At 44.6% G+C, this 19350-nt stretch carries 12 protein-coding genes; 4 read left to right on the top strand and 8 right to left on the bottom strand.

Features of this window, described 5'->3' with window-relative positions:
• Positions 1–408 precede the first annotated feature (408 nt).
• The 3 genes from FCL46_RS04625 (at position 409) to FCL46_RS04615 (ending at position 5161) form a co-directional block, all read left to right on the top strand.
• Positions 409–882: a methylglyoxal synthase gene (locus FCL46_RS04625; protein WP_136805209.1), complete on the top strand. Its 474-nt coding sequence runs from the start codon at positions 409–411 to the stop codon at positions 880–882.
• Between the two features lie 182 nt (positions 883–1064).
• Positions 1065–2324, top strand: a complete 1260-nt coding sequence (locus tag FCL46_RS04620) for a hypothetical protein (protein WP_136805208.1) — start codon at positions 1065–1067, stop codon at positions 2322–2324.
• A 392-nt stretch (positions 2325–2716) separates the two neighbouring features.
• Positions 2717–5161 (top strand): PocR ligand-binding domain-containing protein, encoded by a 2445-nt coding sequence (locus tag FCL46_RS04615; protein ID WP_167505723.1) that lies wholly within the window; start codon positions 2717–2719, stop codon positions 5159–5161.
• Between the two features lie 89 nt (positions 5162–5250).
• Here FCL46_RS04615 and FCL46_RS04610 read toward each other — a convergent pair whose 3' ends face one another.
• The 8 genes from FCL46_RS04610 to FCL46_RS04575 all read right to left on the bottom strand — a co-directional run bounded on the left by FCL46_RS04610 (position 5251) and on the right by FCL46_RS04575 (position 17014).
• Entirely contained in the window at positions 5251–6510 is a 1260-nt protein-coding gene (locus tag FCL46_RS04610) for a trimethylamine methyltransferase family protein (protein WP_167505722.1), read from the bottom strand.
• Between the two features lie 73 nt (positions 6511–6583).
• Complete coding sequence (locus FCL46_RS04605) at positions 6584–8143, bottom strand: BCCT family transporter (RefSeq protein WP_136805205.1); 1560 nt, start codon at positions 8141–8143, stop codon at positions 6584–6586.
• Between the two features lie 123 nt (positions 8144–8266).
• Positions 8267–9181, bottom strand: a complete 915-nt coding sequence (locus FCL46_RS04600; RefSeq protein ID WP_136805204.1) for an NAD(P)/FAD-dependent oxidoreductase — start codon at positions 9179–9181, stop codon at positions 8267–8269.
• Positions 9182–9195: 14 nt separating this feature from the next.
• Positions 9196–9507 (bottom strand): thioredoxin family protein, encoded by a 312-nt coding sequence (locus FCL46_RS04595; protein ID WP_136805203.1) that lies wholly within the window; start codon positions 9505–9507, stop codon positions 9196–9198.
• 61 nt (positions 9508–9568) lie between these two features.
• Complete coding sequence (locus FCL46_RS04590) at positions 9569–11134, bottom strand: sulfatase family protein (protein ID WP_217909562.1); 1566 nt, start codon at positions 11132–11134, stop codon at positions 9569–9571.
• A 301-nt stretch (positions 11135–11435) separates the two neighbouring features.
• Positions 11436–12890 carry a sigma-54 interaction domain-containing protein gene (locus FCL46_RS04585; protein WP_136805201.1) on the bottom strand — a complete coding sequence of 485 codons (1455 nt, stop codon included), beginning with the start codon at positions 12888–12890 and terminating at the stop codon, positions 11436–11438.
• 135 nt (positions 12891–13025) lie between these two features.
• On the bottom strand, positions 13026–13907 hold the full coding sequence (locus tag FCL46_RS04580; protein WP_136805200.1) for an epoxyqueuosine reductase: 882 nt from the start codon (positions 13905–13907) through the stop codon (positions 13026–13028).
• 437 nt (positions 13908–14344) lie between these two features.
• On the bottom strand, positions 14345–17014 hold the full coding sequence (locus tag FCL46_RS04575; RefSeq protein ID WP_136805199.1) for a PAS domain-containing hybrid sensor histidine kinase/response regulator: 2670 nt from the start codon (positions 17012–17014) through the stop codon (positions 14345–14347).
• 423 nt (positions 17015–17437) lie between these two features.
• On the opposite strand from FCL46_RS04575, the gene FCL46_RS04570 reads away from it, so the two are divergent.
• Positions 17438–19348, top strand: a complete 1911-nt coding sequence (locus FCL46_RS04570; protein WP_136805198.1) for an ABC transporter substrate-binding protein — start codon at positions 17438–17440, stop codon at positions 19346–19348.
• Positions 19349–19350: the final 2 nt, after the last annotated feature.

Here is a 19350-nt window from a genome sequence, read left to right as displayed (position 1 = left end):
ATATCATTATCTTAAAATTTATTTAATCAGCGCTCACATTACTCGTCCGAGTTTCAATTGACAGCAAACCTATCGTTTTTTCCTGTTATAAACAAGGAATATTCCTATTGATGCATGCTAGAAATACTTACGCATTATGTAGGTCGGAATTACTCATAAATGCCATCCGGGCAGTAATACATTGCGACAGGCGACTCAGGGAAAGACATGTCGTTTACGCGTACACAACCTGCATTTCTACTATACCTTCATGGCTATATATTATGAACAGCAATACATAAATCACTTGCGCAGATAATGAACGCCGAAGATAATGCGAATCACCAGTCATGAAAGAATGTTAGCTTAAGAAGTTTCCTTAGGACTGAGCGTCCTTCAGCCGGCCTCTTTATATAAAGGACTTTCGCTTTGAAGATAAAAAAACGAATAGCACTCGTTGCCCATGATAATAGAAAGAAAGATTTGACCGAATGGGTTGAATACAACTTTCAGACTTTGCTTAAACACCAGATTATTGCCACCGGTACAACAGGAAAAATGCTGGAGGAAGTGCTTAACAAAAAAATATCTGAAGATGACATTCGAAAACCACTGGTAAACATCTACAAGTTAAAATCAGGACCGCTTGGTGGTGACCAGCAACTGGGTGCGATGATCGCTGAAGACAAGATCGATATCCTGATATTTTTCTGGGACCCGATGGAGCCGCAGCCTCATGACGTCGATGTAAAAGCGCTGCTCCGTATTTCTGCAGTGTACAATATTCCGGTTGCATGCAATCGTTCTACTGCAGATTTTATTATTTCTTCACCTTTGATTGAAGAACCGTATACTCAGCAGTTAAAAGATTACTCAGTCTATTTAAGTCGCACAGTCGGGTAGTGAACGAATCACCCGGCATTACCTGTAAAGATGTACTGTGTTATTTTTGCTGATCTAAATGACGAATAGAGATGTTCACTCCAGAACGCTGATTCTGATATGATAGAGTTTTCTGCACTCCTTTTCATCTAGCGAGAACCGGGTACAGATTTGATATGTATTATTATTCCCTACAACGCTCGATGAAAAAATTTACCGGATGGATCATAGTCGGAACACTCATTACTTTTCTCCTGAGTGTCTTTATTTCACCAAACATTCTGTGGATTGCAACACTCCTTGCCTGGTTGATCCCACTTCTGATGTGGACCGGACTCGGAAAAAGTTCTCGCAACCAGGCTGTTACGCTTTTTGCCCTTGGTGCACTGGCGCTTCTTTTTTCTACCTTCAACGGAGTCTTTCTCGGATTTTCTCAAGTGCTTTCTGTTAATGTGCCCCTACTCGCCATGTTTGTTGCCGTGTCGTTTCTGACATTGTCAAACCCCAGCACTGAAGAGCAGGACCTCCCCAAAGGCAATCTCGCCATAGCAACCACAGCCTTCGGCACTAATCTGCTCGGTGCTGTCATCAATCTCTCTGTACTCTTTGTTTTTGGGGACAGAATGCAAAAAAACGGTATGCTCAGCAGATCGCAGTCGACAATTCTCGCCCGTTCATTTTGCGCTGCCGCCTGGTGGTCTCCATTTTTCATTGCCACTGGTGTGGCTATCACCTATGCACCTGATATGCACTGGCAACAGACTCTAAAACCCGGGGCACTGATGAGTCTAATCGCAATATGCTACTCAATCGCTGAGGTAAATATCAGGAAGCAAAAAGAATTCAGAGGATATCCACTGAAAATTGAAAGTCTGATAGTACCCCTTTCGCTCGCCGCTGTGGTAATTACAGTTCACCACTTCCTGCAAGATCTGAAAATCCTCGTTCTTATTTGCCTCGTCGCCCCTCTCGGTGCCTTCATCTTTATGAAAGGCAGACCACGAATCCCAACGCTTCAGGACTTCATAGTCAACCGAATCTCCTCCGTCAGTAGCCAGTTTGCTCTATTTTTAGCTGCAGGAGTATTCTCTTCCGGGCTAAAGTCAATAACCTATGTCTACCCCACCCTCTTCAACCTTGAAGGATTCACCTTTTCACCGGCACTCTTTGCTATTGTGTCAGGTATATTAATACTCATAGGCATCTTCGGCGTTCACCCGGTTGTTAGTATTGCAATCGTGAGTCCCCTGCTCCTCCCACTCAATCCGGACCACTCCCAACTTGGTTTTCTATTTCTCACGAGTTGGGCGATCTCAACCGGCAGCAGTCCGCTTTCGGGCGTCGGCCTCGCTCTCACAAGTAGATACCAGGTATCACCTCGACAGATACTGCTCAGTAACTGGCATTATGCTGTGGTAATGTGGGCTTTCGCCTGCGGAGCTAATATTCTCTTCTTTGAGTGAGTAAAAGAAGCTACATAAGATGCAGCTGCCCCCCTCTTCACAGCACAGAACCTTTCCCCGGGAATGTTTCATATCCTCAACGCTGGCACCATTGCCGACAACTACAAGCTCACCGTTCACTTACGGTAGTTTACTCGTGCGGTGTGGCCTGAACCTCAACCCTCGACATAACAGTACTGAAGAGAAATCCCGGCCACGCATCAGCAATGCGGAATATCATCACTTTTGACTTTGGTTTGAGCGTTGGGATAAACTGCAATGACAGAACGTCTGAAAACGATGTAGATAATTACCTTTCCATATCAGGATGCAGCACTCATGCAATTACGATGTGTTTCATGACACAGCAGGGTTTTATGTCCTTGAATTCGATGTAAGGCATGGTTTCAAGAATGGATAAATTGCAACTTTCAGAGCTCATAGATGTGGCGGCTGTGCAAAAAATGGTTGAAGCACATTATGCGTCAGCAGGTATGCCCATCGGAATTATTGATGCTGTCGATGGATCGGTGCTGGTAGCAGCCGGCTGGCAGGATATCTGCCTGAAATTTCACCGAGCGCATCCGGATTCCCTGGCTGGCTGTCAGGAAAGTGATCGATATATACATTCCCGTCTTACTCTGGGTAAAGCCTGCAAATACAAATGTACACATGGTCTTTGGGATATCGGCATACCAATTGTAGTTTCAGGAAAACATCTGGCTACGCTGTTTTTCGGGCAGTTTTTTTATGAAGATGAAGTTCCAGATAAAGTATTCTTTTCCAATCAGGCAAAGACTTTTGGATATGACCTTGCGGGATATCTTGCTGCTCTTGATGCTGTACCTGTTTTTAAACATGAACAAGTAGATAATGTCCTGAAGTATAACACCGCCTTTGCCGCATTTCTTACCGATTTAGCAGAGCAGTCTCTCGCCAATAAACGTACCAATCTCACACTCCAGGAGAGTTCAGAACGACTCTCGATTTTGTTTGGAAAAGCCTCTGATGCGATCTATGTCTCTCGTCTGGATGGTCAACTGGTACGTGTTAATGAACAGGCATGTCGTGTGACTGGATACACAGAGGATGAATTGCTCAGACTGCGGGTGACTGATATTGATGCCGAGATGACTGATCCCGTAAAATTTAAAACATTTATTGAGTCGTTGTCTCCCGGAGAACCAATCACCCTGGAATCGAAACATCGTCGAAAGGATGGAACAACCTATCCTGTCGAAATAAAAATAACCCTGTTACAGACCCTTGGTGAAGGCTATACCATCGGCATTGCACGTGACATACGGGGTCGTAAGGAGAAGGAGGATAAACTACGGGAAAGCGAGTCTCGATACATACAAGCGCAACGTATGGGAAAGGTCGGTAATTGGGAATTTGATCTTGTGACTGAATCTTTTTGGGCGTCAGACGAAGCAAGAAGGATTTTTGGTTTTGAGCCGGATAGTGTCAGCTTAACAACAGAAGAGGTGGAGAAATGTATTATTGAGCGGGAACGCGTTCATCAGGCGCTGATCGACTTAATCAAGCATAATCTGCCATACAACATTGAATATGAAATTGAAGCAATAGGTAGCCGGAAACGCAAAAGCATAAAATCGATAGCAGAACGAGTTGATGATGATGATGGCAATCCGATTAAGGTTGTAGGTGTAGTGCAGGACATCACCGAAAGAATAAAAATGGAAGAGCAATTGCAACATGCTCAGAAAATTGAGGCAATAGGTAATCTTGCAGGCGGTATAGCTCACGATTTCAATAATATTTTATCGCCTATCATGGGTTATGCTGAATTACTCATGACTTCTTTGCCAGATAACAGTTTGGAATATGAAAGCGCGGAAAGAATTCTGAAAGCAGGGCGAAGAGGCAGTGCCCTTGTCAAGCAGATCCTTGCTTTTAGCCGTCAGTATGAACATGAAATGATACCTGTTCAGATGAAAAACATAGTACAGGAGGTAATTAAGCTCGGACGTCCAACTATTCCTGCCAATATTGAAATTATTCAAAATATGGAAGAGGATTGTGGTCTGGTTGTGGCTGATCCTACCCAGCTGTATCAGGTAGCTATGAATTTGCTCACAAATGCCTTTCAGTCTATCGGGCAGAATGATGGTGTTATCTCAATAGAGCTGAAGGAAATGCTGCTTGAAGGCTCTGGCGAAGGACCAGATGAACTAAAAAATGGTTCTTATGCTGTGCTCTCTGTTTCTGATACTGGATGCGGCATTGAACCGGAGGTCATCGGTAATATTTTTGAGCCGTATTTTACGACCAAGGAACAAGGAAAAGGAACAGGGCTCGGGCTGGCGGTGGTTTACGGAATAGTCAAGGCGCATAAAGGCGATATCCTTGTCTATAGCGAGCTTGGAAAAGGTACACGATTTAGCGTATTTTTACCGATTATTCAGACTACTCAGCGTCGTGTTGAAACTACTATAGAAAATACCCGGTATCCTACTGGAACTGAACACCTATTGATAGTAGATGATGAACAGGCGATTGTTGATCTGGAAGCACAAATACTTCATCGTCTCGGTTACCACATTACCTCTCTGACAAGCAGTATTGATGCCCTTAAAGTCTTTGCAGCTCATCCTGAGGCATTTGATCTGGTGATTACCGACATGACTATGCCGCAAATGACGGGGGATCAGCTTATACGTGAACTACATGCAATTAAACCGGATCTTCCGGTCATTGTGTGCACCGGTTTTAGCGAAAGGATGCAAAAGACAAATGCTGCAGCTATGGGCGCAAATATATTTCTGACGAAGCCGGTCAGCACATCTGAACTGGCAGTTGCGATACGGGAGGCACTGGATAAGCACAATCTATAACTTCCAGCTATACAGTGTAACGAAAAAATCCCTGTAACTCATCTATGAGATACAGGGATTTTTTAATGCATACTTTTACGATACGTACATCAGGAATTAAATGATTTACCTATGTTTTTCAGAGTGTGATCAAGTGCCCTGAAATCTCGGCGCTCAAATCCCTCGAAAATCGCATCAAGTCCTTCAGCATCATATTGAGCAGGTTCCGGCAATTCTACTGCAATCGGATTTGCCATCACCTGATGAAACTGATCAATCTGCTTTTGCATATTATCAATACCAAAATCATTCAACTGTGCTGAAAAACCGAACATATGCCGTAAGATTTGGTAGTCATACCGGGCAACCAGGCTGAAGATCTCTGCACTTTTATCTATCGCCACATCATCGAGGGTATCGCGCTGATGACTGCATGAACTCTGGCAGCACGGGATCCCCAGATACATATTCAGCTCGGCGAGCAGAATATTGATCATCGTGTTCGAAATACTGCCAAACTTCATCGGCATATCCTTGCTGGTCATATCGGCAATCGTCGGCATGGCAGCATTGATCGCCTTGATACCCGGTCGAATCAACTGACCAAGGACGAGACCGAATATCGCCTCCGCCTGCGCAAGACTTGCAAGTGCTGTCATACTGTAGGGGCCGGTTAGTCCGCCGATTGGCATCGCGTTCATAATATACGGTAAATCTCGAGTCACCGTTTTCAAAAGTGGATCGACCATCTCATCACTTATGGTCATATAGGTCGAGATGATACTCAATGCAGCTCCTACCCTGTGACCTTTTTCTGCATAATGTTGCAAGCGATCATAACCGCCCTCGGATAAAATCGTCGGCATAATGAGCTTACCATTAGCCCCTGCAATCATATCATCAATTGCGCTCGTCTCGATTTCTGCACGAGTTGCCATATCGCTTCGCTTCACCCTGCTGCAGATGTTAAACGAAGACTGAAGGTTGGTAAGGATATCGGTTTTACCAAAGAGCTCCGCCAACTGCTTCATGTCAGCGCCTTCAGGTGACCTGGGTTCCTTACCATCCACAATGTATGCCGCCATACCACCGGTACCGAAGCCTGTAGGCCAATAATCCATTCCCTGACGAACCCTGTCCAGACAATCTTCGATTACATCCTGGGTAATATATATCCGTCCGGTATCTGCACTGTAAATTACTCTCGCTGCTTCATCAGCAGGCATGGCACCAAGTAGTTTTTCGGCAGATTCCGGAGAGACAGCAACGCCATATGATTCGATAAGTAAGAGCGCATCCTGCTGCATCTGCTGATACAGCTCGTCATTACCAAAGCGCTGTTTTTCCATCATTTTAGCATCTGTTTGCATCTGAAAGTTCCTTCTCCGGGAAATTGTAGAGGTAGTAAACATTCATCTTCCCGTCGTGTATTATCATACGCTGCTAGACAAGGCGGCCTGATTCCTCATGCGCCTTTCGCAACATTCTAAATAGTGAGATAATCATCATAAAAATGATAATCGAAAATGGTGCACCGGCAATTATTGAAGCCTTTTGCAAGGCCTGCAAACCACCACTTACGAGCAGAACCAATGCCAGAGAACCAATAAATCCACCCCAGATCAGTTTCATAAGGGTAGTCGGTTCGTAACTACCGCGTGACATCTGCATAGCAACGAAGAAGGAGGCTGAATCTGCCGATGTTATAAGAAAAATCAAGAGATTAATAAATACGAGATAGCCCATGTAATCGCCGAAGCTAAAGCTTGAGAGTAGCACGTAAATACCTGATCCCATATCAGCTTTCAATGCTTCGGCCATTGGTGCAGTTTCGTTTATCTGGGCAAACTGTGAGGCGCCGCCAACTATTGAGAACCAGACAATAGCGACAAGCGTCGGAACGAGCGCCACCCCAAGTATAAACTCACGAATGGTACGTCCCCGGGAAATACGGGCAACAAAACCGCCGCAGAATGGTCCCCAGGAGATCCACCAAATCCAGTAAAAGACAGTCCACCAGCCAAGCCAGCCCGATTTAGCGTCAAAATCGGTCCAGAAAGTCATGTAGACAAAATTATTGATATAACTTCCTGCAGTTTGAACGGTAAGGTTTAAAAGGTCGGTGGTTGGCCCCATGATCAATATGAAAGCCCCCCAGATAAACGCCACATAGACATTAATGGTTGAGAGGTTTTTAATACCTTTTTCGATACCGGAAACTGCTGACAGAATATAGCAGCCGATAAGAAAAATCATAAACATCACCATGCCCGAGGTGCTGAGACCAGTTCCAAAAATATGTTTAACACCTGCATTGATACTGATAATACCAAGCCCAAGGGCTGTACTCACACCTGCCACAGTGCCAAAAGCTGCAAGAAACTCAACAAAACGACCAAAGCGACTACCGATGATTTTATCGCCAAAAATGCCATACAGTGCAATAGATACATTCATAGGTTTGCCAAGCCGATAGGCAGGAAAGGCGATTGCCAGACCAACCAGGGCAAATACAGCCCAGGCATGTAACCCCCAGTGCATTACACCAATTTGAATAGCCACAGGCATTGCCGCTGGTGTCTGCGATTCAGCAAGGTACGGGGTGTTCATATAGTGCATTACCGGTTCGCCAACCGCCCAGAATGCATATCCCACACCTACACCACAGCTAAAGAGCATAGCAATCCAGGAAAAGTAACTGAACTGCGGCTTCTCATCATCCTTACCAAGTTTAAGATCACCGTATTTTCCAAAGGCAATTGTCCCGCAAACACCGAGATAAATGGCAATGGAAAGTATAAAATACCAATTCAGATTGACCGTAATGATCTGCTGCAACTTTGACAGTACCCCATCAAAACTCTTTGGTGACACTGCTCCGTATACAACTGTTGCCATAATAATAGCACCAGTTGTCCAGAACAGTGGCGGGTCAATATCACCGATGTGCTTTTTAAAGAAATTTTCCCGGGCGGGTGCAGCTATAGTTTCCGCGTGTTCCATACCGTGCTCTCCTCGCTAATCCAACTGCTAAATGATGCGCATGCTTGCCACTACTATGTAGTATGTCATGCAAGAAATACAACGTTTACGATTCATGGGGGAGTAATTTTGTAACTTCCGGCCTTACCTTAAGGTTGTCAGATATTCTATGGCGGAGAGGGCTGCGATTGTCCCGTCCCCCATAGCAGTTGTTATCTGTCTGAACTTCTTCTGAATCACATCTCCTGCGGCGAAGACCCCTGGTAAAGCAGTCTTCATTTCGCTGTCCACTGGAATGTAGCCGGCCTTGTCCAGTTCCAGCTGCTCGACATAAAGATCTGTCTGGGGATCCTGGCCGATATAGACAAAAATCCCATCTACAGCTTTTGTAAGGCGCGAATCATCATCTTTTTTACGAAGGCTGATACTCTCAAGGCGACCATTGCCATGTATAGCCTCGATTCTGGTCGAGGTCATCACCTCAACATCGGGGGAACTTGTGAGCTGTCTGCATGCACTTTCTGAGGCGAGCAGCCGGTCAAACTCTTCAACCACAAGAATTGAGCGCACGCCTAAACCAAGCATATACAGTGACTCGTCAACACCACTATTGCCACCACCTATTACAACAACATCTTTATCCTTATAGGCAGTGCCGTCACATATTGCGCAGTAGTGAATCTGCTCAAAATCGGTTTCTATAGGGAGTTTTCTAGGGGTGCGACCTGTAGCCAGAATGATGGCTGAAGATGAGAAATCACCTTCGTCTGTAACAACGGATTTACGTTCGCCTGTTAAATGTAGCGACTCAATTTCGACGATTTCAATAACCTCAACACCAAGGGCATCTACATGGTCGCGAACCTTTTCCATAAGATCCATGCCGTTAATTGATGGATACGATGGAAAATTCTCCACGACATGGGTGGAGTTCACAAGACCTCCACATACCATTTTCTCAAGCACCAGCGTTTTAAGATTGGCCCGTGCTGCATAGATCGCTGCGGTCATGCCGGTTATACCACCGCCTACAATAATGAGATCGTATGTATTGTTCATATTCAACTCCCGCCTCAGGCGATCATCCGCTCCAGATCCTTATAAGTAATATCACCGCTCTTGGAATGAACCTTCTGACCGTCACGGAAAATGATAACAGCAGGGATGCGCTCTATCTCCATCGCTTCCGTAGATTTGGGGCATGTTTCGCGATTAATATGAAAATAGCCTATCTCTTTTCCCGCTGCGGCAGGCCGGTCAGAAAATTTAGTAATGATCTTCTTCATCGCTTTGCAGAATGGGCATTTTTCTTTATAAAAAAGTACAATATTCAGGCCACCTGCCACGCTATCGGAAAAATTTTCATCTGAAATTTCAGTAAACATATCGTGTATCCTGTCATATAAGAAAAGGCGGAGGGCAATGGCTGCCTCTCCGCCTTAAATATCAAGCTGTGGTATAGATGGTCTCCGCTTTCAACTCCATCATGAACTCACGCAATTTATCAAAGAGTTCACGTGCTATCTCAGGATGCTGTGCAGCGACGTTTTCCAGCTGAAAAGGATCTTTATGGCGGTTATACAGTCCATCCACCGCAGGAACCTCAGTGAGAGAACCCGGGACGCAGGTCCATTGATTTTCCTGCTGATTTTTGATCTTGTCGAACATCGTCTGAGCATCTTTAATGCCTTCAGACACCTCACCTTCTTCTATATCAAACACTTCAAACATGGTCTTACCACCGGCTTCCGAGTTCTCGAGAGCAACCGGGTTAAGCCAGTGGATATACGACCAGTCCTCAGTGATAATTGACCAGGCCTGGCCGAAGAATCCGGTAATGACAAAATCATTAACCTTATCTGTCTCGCCTTTCATAATAGGCCAGAGACTCTTGCCCTGCATGTCAGCCCAGGATTCTTTTGGAACCTCAAGCCATTCCATCATGGTGGTTGATATATCAATATTCTGCACCAGACCGGGGATGCGCTTGCCCGCTTCAAGGCCGGGAGCTTTGACAATCATTGGTACATGCACAAGCTCTTCATACGGCCATGGGCGGCACTTTCTGACAATTCCATGCCCATGAGCACCATTGCCAAGCGGCTCACCGTGATCGGACATTAAGACTATCATGGTGCTTTGCTCAAGACCCAGAGTACGGACACGATCAATGACCTTACCGATCCATTTATCAACGTTGGTGATTTTTTCTGCATACAGAGCTCGAATATGCTCCATTTCCCTGTCGGTATACACGTTGTCGGCGTAAGTCGATACCGGATTCCAGATTTCCTGGCCATCATAATCAGGATCATACGGGCAGGTTATTTCAGGGTCATAAATACTTGGGGCATCCCATGGCTCATGCGGGTCAAAACTGTCGATCCAGAGGAAAAATGGTTTATTACGATCTATTTCTTCAAGGAAACGGATAGATTTCTTGGCAATGTCCGCCACATTCTGGTCTTCGTCGGTTCGCCAATATTGACGCTGAGCAAGATAACCGACCATTTCATCCCGTGAAAACTCTGACCACATCTCTTCAACCTGCTCACCATTTTCGTCGGTGCGGTAAGAAGGCTTATGATAATCTTCCATATTCAAATGGTAGATAGGGTCCTGGGCATAATAGTGATTATCATCATCATGACCGCGCAGGTTGTATACAAAATCAAACCCGCGCTGGTAGCCATATTTCGGCAAATGCATTACAGCTGTATCGGTGATCAGGCCACTATATGTACTATGCCGCCAGAGGATGTCGGCGATGGTGGTATCATCAAGTTCGAGAGGAGACCATCCACGATACGGCAGGGTGAAGCGTCCGGTCATCAGAGCACGCCGAACCGGAATAGTTGGCAAACCTTCCGAATATACATTTTCAAAAACCACGCCTTCGCGGGCTAATCGATCGAAGTTTGGAGTTTTGCAGACTTTGCCTCCATAACAACCCATGTAGTGCCATTGAAGGCTGTCGAGCATGATATAAACGACGTTTTTTGGAACGTTCATTACGTAATTCTCCTGACACATATAGTTTAGAAGATTTGATTGCCATCAATTATGACGGCCATACAAATCTTTACCTGGCCGCATTTATGCGACGATTATATTTGTGTCAGTTGTAGCAAAAGATATGCCAACAGAGCATAGTCGTATATGTACTTGAATATACTATGTTATAATCATATCACAGATAATGCAGTATCTTGCACATGCCGGACACATATGACCGACAAGCAGACACACACCACCATAAACAACTGTAGTTACGTACTTTATTAAAAGTGGCCAGATTTGGCCGATTAAAGGACTACTTGAGGTTGTGCTTATTCACCCGACGCTGCAGGGTTCGTCTGCTAATTCCGAGAGCAGTTGCTGTTTGACCCATATTCCATCGATTTTCCTGCAGTGCCAGAAGAACAATCTTTCTTTCAACCTCAACCAGTTCAGCAGTGACACCTTGAGAAGTTGATAGAGAATCAATATACGCAGGAACTTCATTTGGTTCAGCTGAGGTCTGATCGGTCAACGGACTGAAGCTGACTTCGTTAAGCGTAAGGTAACGTCTGATAACATTCTGCAGTTCCCTCACATTACCCGGCCAGTTATGCTGATTGAGTTGCCTGTAGAAATCAGAAGACAGTTCTACCTCTTCGACCGTGTAACTGTTCACAAAATGTTCAATGAGCAGAGGCAGGTCTTCCTTTCGTTCGTGCAAGGGAGGCATTACAATAGGCACAGTATTAATACGATAATAGAAATCTTCCCGCATCTTTCCCTGCCTCACCATTTGAGCAAGATCGCGGTTGCTGGCCGAAATAAGTTTGAAGTCCGAAGACAAAATCTTATTGTCGCCGACTGGAGTAAAGCCCCGACCGTCCAACGCCCGCAAAAGCTTTACCTGTAGTTGCAAAGGCATTTCACCTATCTCATCGAGAAACAGTGTCCCCCCATTTGCAGCCATAAGAAAACCATCACGATCCGAGTACGCACCTGAAAAGGACCCTCTCAAATGACCGAAGAATTCACTTTCAAGCAAAGCTTCAGAGATAGCACCGCAGTTGACAGCCACAAAGGGTTTATTTCGACGTTCACTCAGTTCGTGGATAGCCCGTGCAGCCAACTCCTTGCCTGTACCCGATTCCCCGTTAATGATTACACTGGCTTCAGTATCAGCAGCTTTGACAATACGCTCATAGATATTCTGCATTGCCTGACTTTTGCCGATTAATTGTCCGAGACGATAGCGTTCCTTAATTGAAGAACGTAACCGATAATTTTCAGCATGAAGCTTGATTTCTCTGTTTTTCTGTTCAGTAATATCGGTAAGAAGACCTTCAATAGCCACCGGTTGACCATCATCAGAATAGATAGCAATACCCTGCTCATGAATCCATCGATTATCACCAAAAGCATCCTGCATTCGATAGATTAAATTGTATCTATTATTTTCTGGCGTCAAACTGCTGACCACTTCCTTATTATGCGCCTGATCATCCTTATGGACCATCTGTCGAAATGCCAGACCACTTACAATTTGATCAGGATCATAGCCCAGGATAGTTTTAGAACCTTCACTGGCATACTCGATAGTCAATTGCGTATCATACAGACAGCGAAATGCCATACCAGGAAGGTTGTTCAACAAACAGGACATTTGCTCAAGCCGCTTCAGCAGATCTCTGTTAGTCTTTTTCAACTGCAGCAGCTCTTTTTCTACTGTTGCTTTTTCTTCTGGCAAATCTGCTTGTCTATCGTTGTCCACTTTTCAATCCCCACAATACTACGATGATAATATCAGCCGTTATATAGAGAGACGAATCTATCTTATAAAAGGAAAATTGTGAAGAGAGGAGTCAGCTCTCACTCTCAACTTGACCTACAGGGCGGTTCATCAATCTCAGATCTTCCCTGCCTTTTGTCCAACTGGACAACGCAGCTCACATTTCCTGCAGTATTTGACGCAATATTTCACCGGTTGTTTCCGGGTTGGCGCATTGATATGACTTTTTTCAAACTCGTTGATCATCTTCCGGGCTTCCTGCTGTTTCTTCTCATCTGAAGATATGTCCCTCGCCGCATCGTCAATATCTTTTTCCATTTTCAAATTGCAGGTAACCCGGTCATAGTAGCCGTCGAAACCGGGCAATATTGATTGAGCCAGAGACTCGGCACTATATATTTTGCTCTGGAAGGCCTGTACCGGGCAGACTTTGCGACAGGGCTCGTCGCAAAGTTCACAAGGATTAAAACCGGAAGAGACGATCGGCTCAACTTCCCTGTCTAGCAACATGGCCCTGAAGCGGATACGGGGACCATATTCAGGTGTAATGACCAGGTTATTCCGGCCAATACATCCTAAACCGGCAAGTACCGCCGCATCTTTCAGAAAAAGCCCCCCTTTTTCAATAGCATAGGGTAATTTATAGGTTGTAACACCAAGTGTTTCCTCAATCCAGGCTGACAGGTGCTTATTTATGTCAATCAGAATTCGATTGCCGGACGTTCCCTTACCATCCCACCAGTCAAGCTCCGGTCTCTCGGCGCTGTGTTCAACACCGATCACGACCACCGATACAGCATCTTCAGGCCAGGCAACTTCGAAGATATCACCATCTCGTATTTCTGCAGTGTTTTCATGCAGATTATTACCAAGCCTGGGGTAAAGGGTATGAGACGGAGACGCTTTTAAAGATGCTACACTTGCAACACCCGCCAGGGAGGCTCCCAGGGACTGCGCTTTAGCAATAATTTTCTCTGTTAATTCAAGACGTGAAATCATTTTACCTGCAAACCTTTTCTATTTTTGTTCAATCAACCACAGCACACCCTGTGAGTATATACAAGGCAACATTATCCGAGAGTCTGGCCAAAATCAGCTAAAAAATTCAACGTCCTAAATTCCTTTAGAAAATCTGGGCAGCCCGTTGTGATCAAACACCAGTATCATGTCATAATTCGCCTATGCTCATATTGGGATTTTGTACTCCCCGTAACTTACAACTAATTGAGTATAACGGCGCTATGAGACGGGAAATCTTACGATATCATGAGAGACTAAAAGGACCAGAACTCATTACACCCCTGAACGTTCTGATAAACGAAAAGATGAGCAGTGATAAATAGATCTGTTGAAAATAATAGCGTTGTGTTCATAGTCCTGTCCAGATGTCATTACAGCTTACAGGACAACACAATATTCCTTGTAATCAGGAAAGGTCATGAGTCGAGGACGGTTCTCACCTTTTGCAAAATTTCCAGAGAACTAAACGGCTTTTGAATAAACTGTATCCCTTTCTCCAACACACCATGATGGACAATTATATCGTCTGTATATCCAGACATATAGAGCACTTTAACCAAAGGGATTTTCGTTAATATCCGGGTAAACAACTCCTTCCCGTTCATATCTGGCATTACCACATCAGTCAAGAGCATGTCGAAGGTCATACCGGAGACAACCTTCAAGAGGGCCGATTTCCCATCCTGTGCAGTGATAACCCGATACCCCTGTTCTTTAAGGATGTCATATACTGTGGTACGTACTGCTTCGTTATCTTCTACCAGCAAGATGGTCTCTGATCCATGTGTGTTGGATTTTTTCTCATGCTGTGGACTATCCGGCCCCGGAAGCTGCGTGGCAGCCGGCAGATAAATTTTAAAACTTGTTCCCATGCCGGGTTCGCTGTATACCCAGACACTCCCTTTATGCTGTTTTACAATTCCATACACTGTTGCTAGCCCCAGGCCTGTCCCCTGATCTCCTTTAGTTGAAAAAAATGGTTCAAATATTTTTGAAAGGTTCTCCTCATCAATGCCTTCACCGGTATCACTGATTCCCAGCATAACATAGGTGCCTGGGGTAACATCAGGATGAGTCGCTATATAGATTTCATCCAGCTCCGTCATTTTTGTTTCAATAGATAATTTACCTCCATTCGGCATGGCATCTGATGCATTGACAATCAGGTTCATCAGGACCTGTTCAATCTGTCCACAGTCGGCCATAACAGGTTTCAAGTCGGAAGACGTTGATACGCGTATTTCAATATTCTCCCGAATGGTGCGCCGAATGAGGCTATCAAAATTTTCAACAATCGTATTGAGATACATTGGCTGATATTCCAAAACCTGCTTACGGCTGAAAGCGAGGAGCTGTTTTACCAGATCCCTTGCTCCCATTGCAGCCTTGCTTATCTGTGCAAGTTTCGCTTTTGCATGGCCAGAGATGTTCTTGTCTATGCCAAGCAGGTCTGAATAACCAAGAATCGGAGTAAGCAAATTATTCAAATCATGAGCAACACCTCCGGCCAGCCTGCCCACTGCCTCAAGTTTCTGGACCTGTTTGAGTTGCTTTTCGAGTTTGTCCTGTTCTATTCTTGCCTGTTCAACTTCAGAAATATCCTGAACGAAGCATACCCTGAATACTTTGTCCTTATGGGGTAAAGTACTAATGAATACCTGCACAGGGAAGATATCACCGTTTTTTCTCCGATGAGTTGTTTTGATTGTAGCCGATTTCATCATATCCAACTGAGACCTGAGCTCTTCTAATTGGTCTTTGCTGATTGCCGGGTCAATATCCATTACAGAGCGATTGCAAAGTTCCTCTTTTGAGTAGCCGAGGTTGCGGCAGGCATGCTCATTGACGTCAATGATCTGGTTATCGTCCTGGACAAGAAATATACCGATAGCAGCCTGGTCGAAGATGAACTGGGAAACTTTGAGTGACTCTTCTAATTTTATGCGCTCGGTTATATCCTGACAGACGGCGAGGACATTTACATTTCCGTCCGGTCCTGTAGTCGACCGCATATACTCATCAACCCATAAGATACTGCCATCTTTTCGTATTTTTCTAAGTTGCCAGTGGTGCACCTGCCCGTGAGTATGCAGACACCCTTTAAACCTCTCCAGTGCAACTGCAGTGTCGTCTTTTTTTAATAGATTGAGGAAAGATTGCCCCTCTAATTCTTCTCTGGAATAACCAAGCTGATTTGCACCGAAATCATTTACCGCGGAAATGACACCATCAGTATCTAACGTGAAGAACATAGAAGGATTTTCATTGTAAAGGCTGCGGTAACGTTCTTCGCTTGCTCTGAGAGAAACTTCAGCTTTCTTTGTGTCAGTAATATCGATCAGCGTACCGATAACACCGACTTTACCTTTGTGATTAATGCGGCGACCGTGAACTTCAACATAGATGATCGAACCATTTTTATGCCAACCTCGAAATACGTAGCGAACGGAGTCCTCTTTACCTTCAACACGACGACGGATATTTTCGAGGACCAGAGGGCGGTCTTCCGGAAAAATCAAGTCTGTCATTTTGAGATTGTTAATAACTTCTTCAACCTCGTAGCCAAACATGTGGGCAAATGCTGTATTAACATAGTCAAATTGCCCTTCCATAATAAGATAAATACCGGTTAGGGAAGATTCAGCAAGCAAACGAAAACGTTGCTCGCTTTCATGAAACTGTTCTTCAATCCTGTTTTGCTTCCCGAAACCGCGCACCAGACCAACTACGCTGCCCTCTGACAAACTCTGTAAGCAGAGTTCTGCCTCCAGTATTGTTCCGTCTTTATGACGTAAAGAATATTGTTCCGACTGGTTATCAGTATTACCGATGTTTTCAATACAATGCAGAGGGATGTTTGTGTTGCTGTTGAGGACTATGTCGCCTGCAGAGAGACTCAGCATTTCATCAGTCGTGTAGCCAAGCATGTTACATAATTGCTGGCTAACTTGAACAATCTCCCCCTGTCCGTTAGCAACAAATATACCGTCGGAAGTGTGTTCGAAAACAGCTCTGCATAGTTCTTTCGATTGTGGAAACGACACGTTATTCTCAATCTGTGACGTGGAATTGTGTTGAATTGGCATTACGGCTTTGCTCCCTTTCCCATTATATTATCACAAAGCTGACAGGTTTCAGGCATTAAACAGGCATAAATTAGAAAGGCAGGATTAATGTTTCCAACCAATATATCGAAAGACAATTACTCTTTTTTCACTGCTGTCCAGCATAGGCCGGACATGCAACGTTGATATAATAGGAATCCGGAGGGAACTTCCCTAGGTTTTAATATCTATTATTTAGACAAGATACCTCTGATTCATTAAGAAAAACGGAACCAACAAAAGAAAGCAGTCTAAAAAACTATCCAGTGAAAATGAGCCACCCCACACTCCTGTTAGTACCAAAGCATATACAGTAGTGGTCAACTCCTTGCGTATAACACCCTCGACTTCTATTTTTACAGACTATACTATAAGAGTAATGATAACATTTCTCGGAGGTTTAAGATGAGATGGATGGCAACAGTCCTAACACTTTTAGTATTACTGTTATTGACCTTTCCACTTACGACCTTGGCTCAACCTAAAAAACTCCTCTATATCGCTTCCTATCATTCAGATAAAGAGGAATGGAGTGCAGGTATCAAGGCCGGGATTACTTCGGTTCTGGGCGGTAGAAAAGATATCCTCCTAAAAATACACAATATGGATACGAGGCTCGAAAAATCTGAAGAAAACAAAATGAGCGCCGCCCTTCTGGCAAAAAAAGAAATCGAAACATGGCAACCCGATATTGTTATTACCTCTGATGACAACGCTGCCAAATACCTCCTGAAACCATACTACCAAAATGCTGACATACCGTTCGTTTTCTGCGGGCTGAATTGGGATGCCTCGGTATACGGACTTCCGTATAGAAACACTACAGGCATGGTGGAGGTCCAATTGATCAAGGAGATTGTCGACCACCTTGTGCCTTTTGCACAGGGAAAAAGGATCGGAACATTACGAGGCAACACCCTTTCAAACAGAAAGGAACAGCAACATTTTGAAAATCAGCTCGGCGTTTCAATGCATACACGATACGCCAACAATCTTTCGGAGTGGAAAACCCACTTTCTGGAACTTCAGCAGGAAGTGGACATGCTCGTGCTGGGTTCCATCAGGGCTCTTGACACCCAGGATGTACCATTAGATGAAATATCAGAATATGTATTTGAAAACACTACGGTACCAACCGCTGCTTACGATGAATTCATGCAATCTATTGCCCTGGTAACACTTTCGACTATCCCGGAAGAACAAGGTCAATGGGCTGCGGAACAAGCGCTCAATATACTGAATGGAGTCGCCCCATCCGATATACCGATTGTGCAGAATAAAAAAGCAAAACGTATCCTCAATATGAAACTCGCCCGCAAACTTGGCATCAGGTTTCCACTTGATATTCTAGAGAGTTCACATTTGGTCAGTGGAGCGAAACAGAAGGTACTTTTTATCAACTCATATCACAAAGGTTACAAATGGAGTGATGATATTGAAAAAGGGTTGTTAAAAGCGCTGGGTATCAAAAACGGCACTAGCCAGACACTTGAGAGCAGTGAAAACACAATCGATTTAAAAATGTTCAGAATGAATACAAAGCTGCATAACCGGGAGGATCAGATTAAGCAGGCAGCTCTGGAAGCAAAACGACTGATAGACACCTGGCAACCGGCCATTGTTGTCGCATGCGACGACAATGCTGCTAAATTTCTTATACAACCGTATCTTCTCGAATCTTCCATACCTATTGTCTTCTGCGGCATCAACTATGATGCAAGCGTGTACAACCTCCCTACTGAGAACATGACAGGGATACTTGAGATTGAACACATTCCTGAAACCGTTATTATGCTTCGGGAATACGCCGAAGGGGACAGGGTTGGCTACATAGGCGCTGACGATATGTCCAACCGAAAATCTTTGATCTTTCATAAAGTATTGCTGGGTATCGAATACGCAGACGGAAATCTGGTGTCGACACTTGAAGAGTGGAAAAAGGAGTTCAACCGTTTGCAGACCAGCGTGGACATGCTCATCATCTTAAATCCGGTTGGCATTCAGGGGTGGAGTTCTGAACAGGTTGAGGAGTTTATAATTAAACACTCCAAAATTCCTTCAGGAGCGGTTGGCGACAGCGAGGTCCGTTACTCCCTTCTGGGAAATGTTAAAATCGCTGAAGAACAGGGTTGGTGGGCCGGAAAAACTGCCTTGAAGATACTTAATGGAACCGCTCCTTCCAACATTCCAATAACCACGAACAAAAATGCCAGACTCTTTATCAATATGCCCATTGCCAACAGTCTCGGTATTAAATTTCCTGTAAGCCTTCTTGAGCAGGCAACCATTATCAAGTCAGGCTCCAGCGATCATTGATA

The sequence above is a fragment of the Desulfosediminicola flagellatus genome (assembly GCF_005116655.2).
GTDB classification, from domain to species: domain Bacteria; phylum Desulfobacterota; class Desulfobulbia; order Desulfobulbales; family Desulfocapsaceae; genus Desulfopila; species Desulfopila flagellata.
Note: the sequence above shows the minus strand (reverse complement) of the source record. Positions and strands in the feature narration are given on the sequence as shown.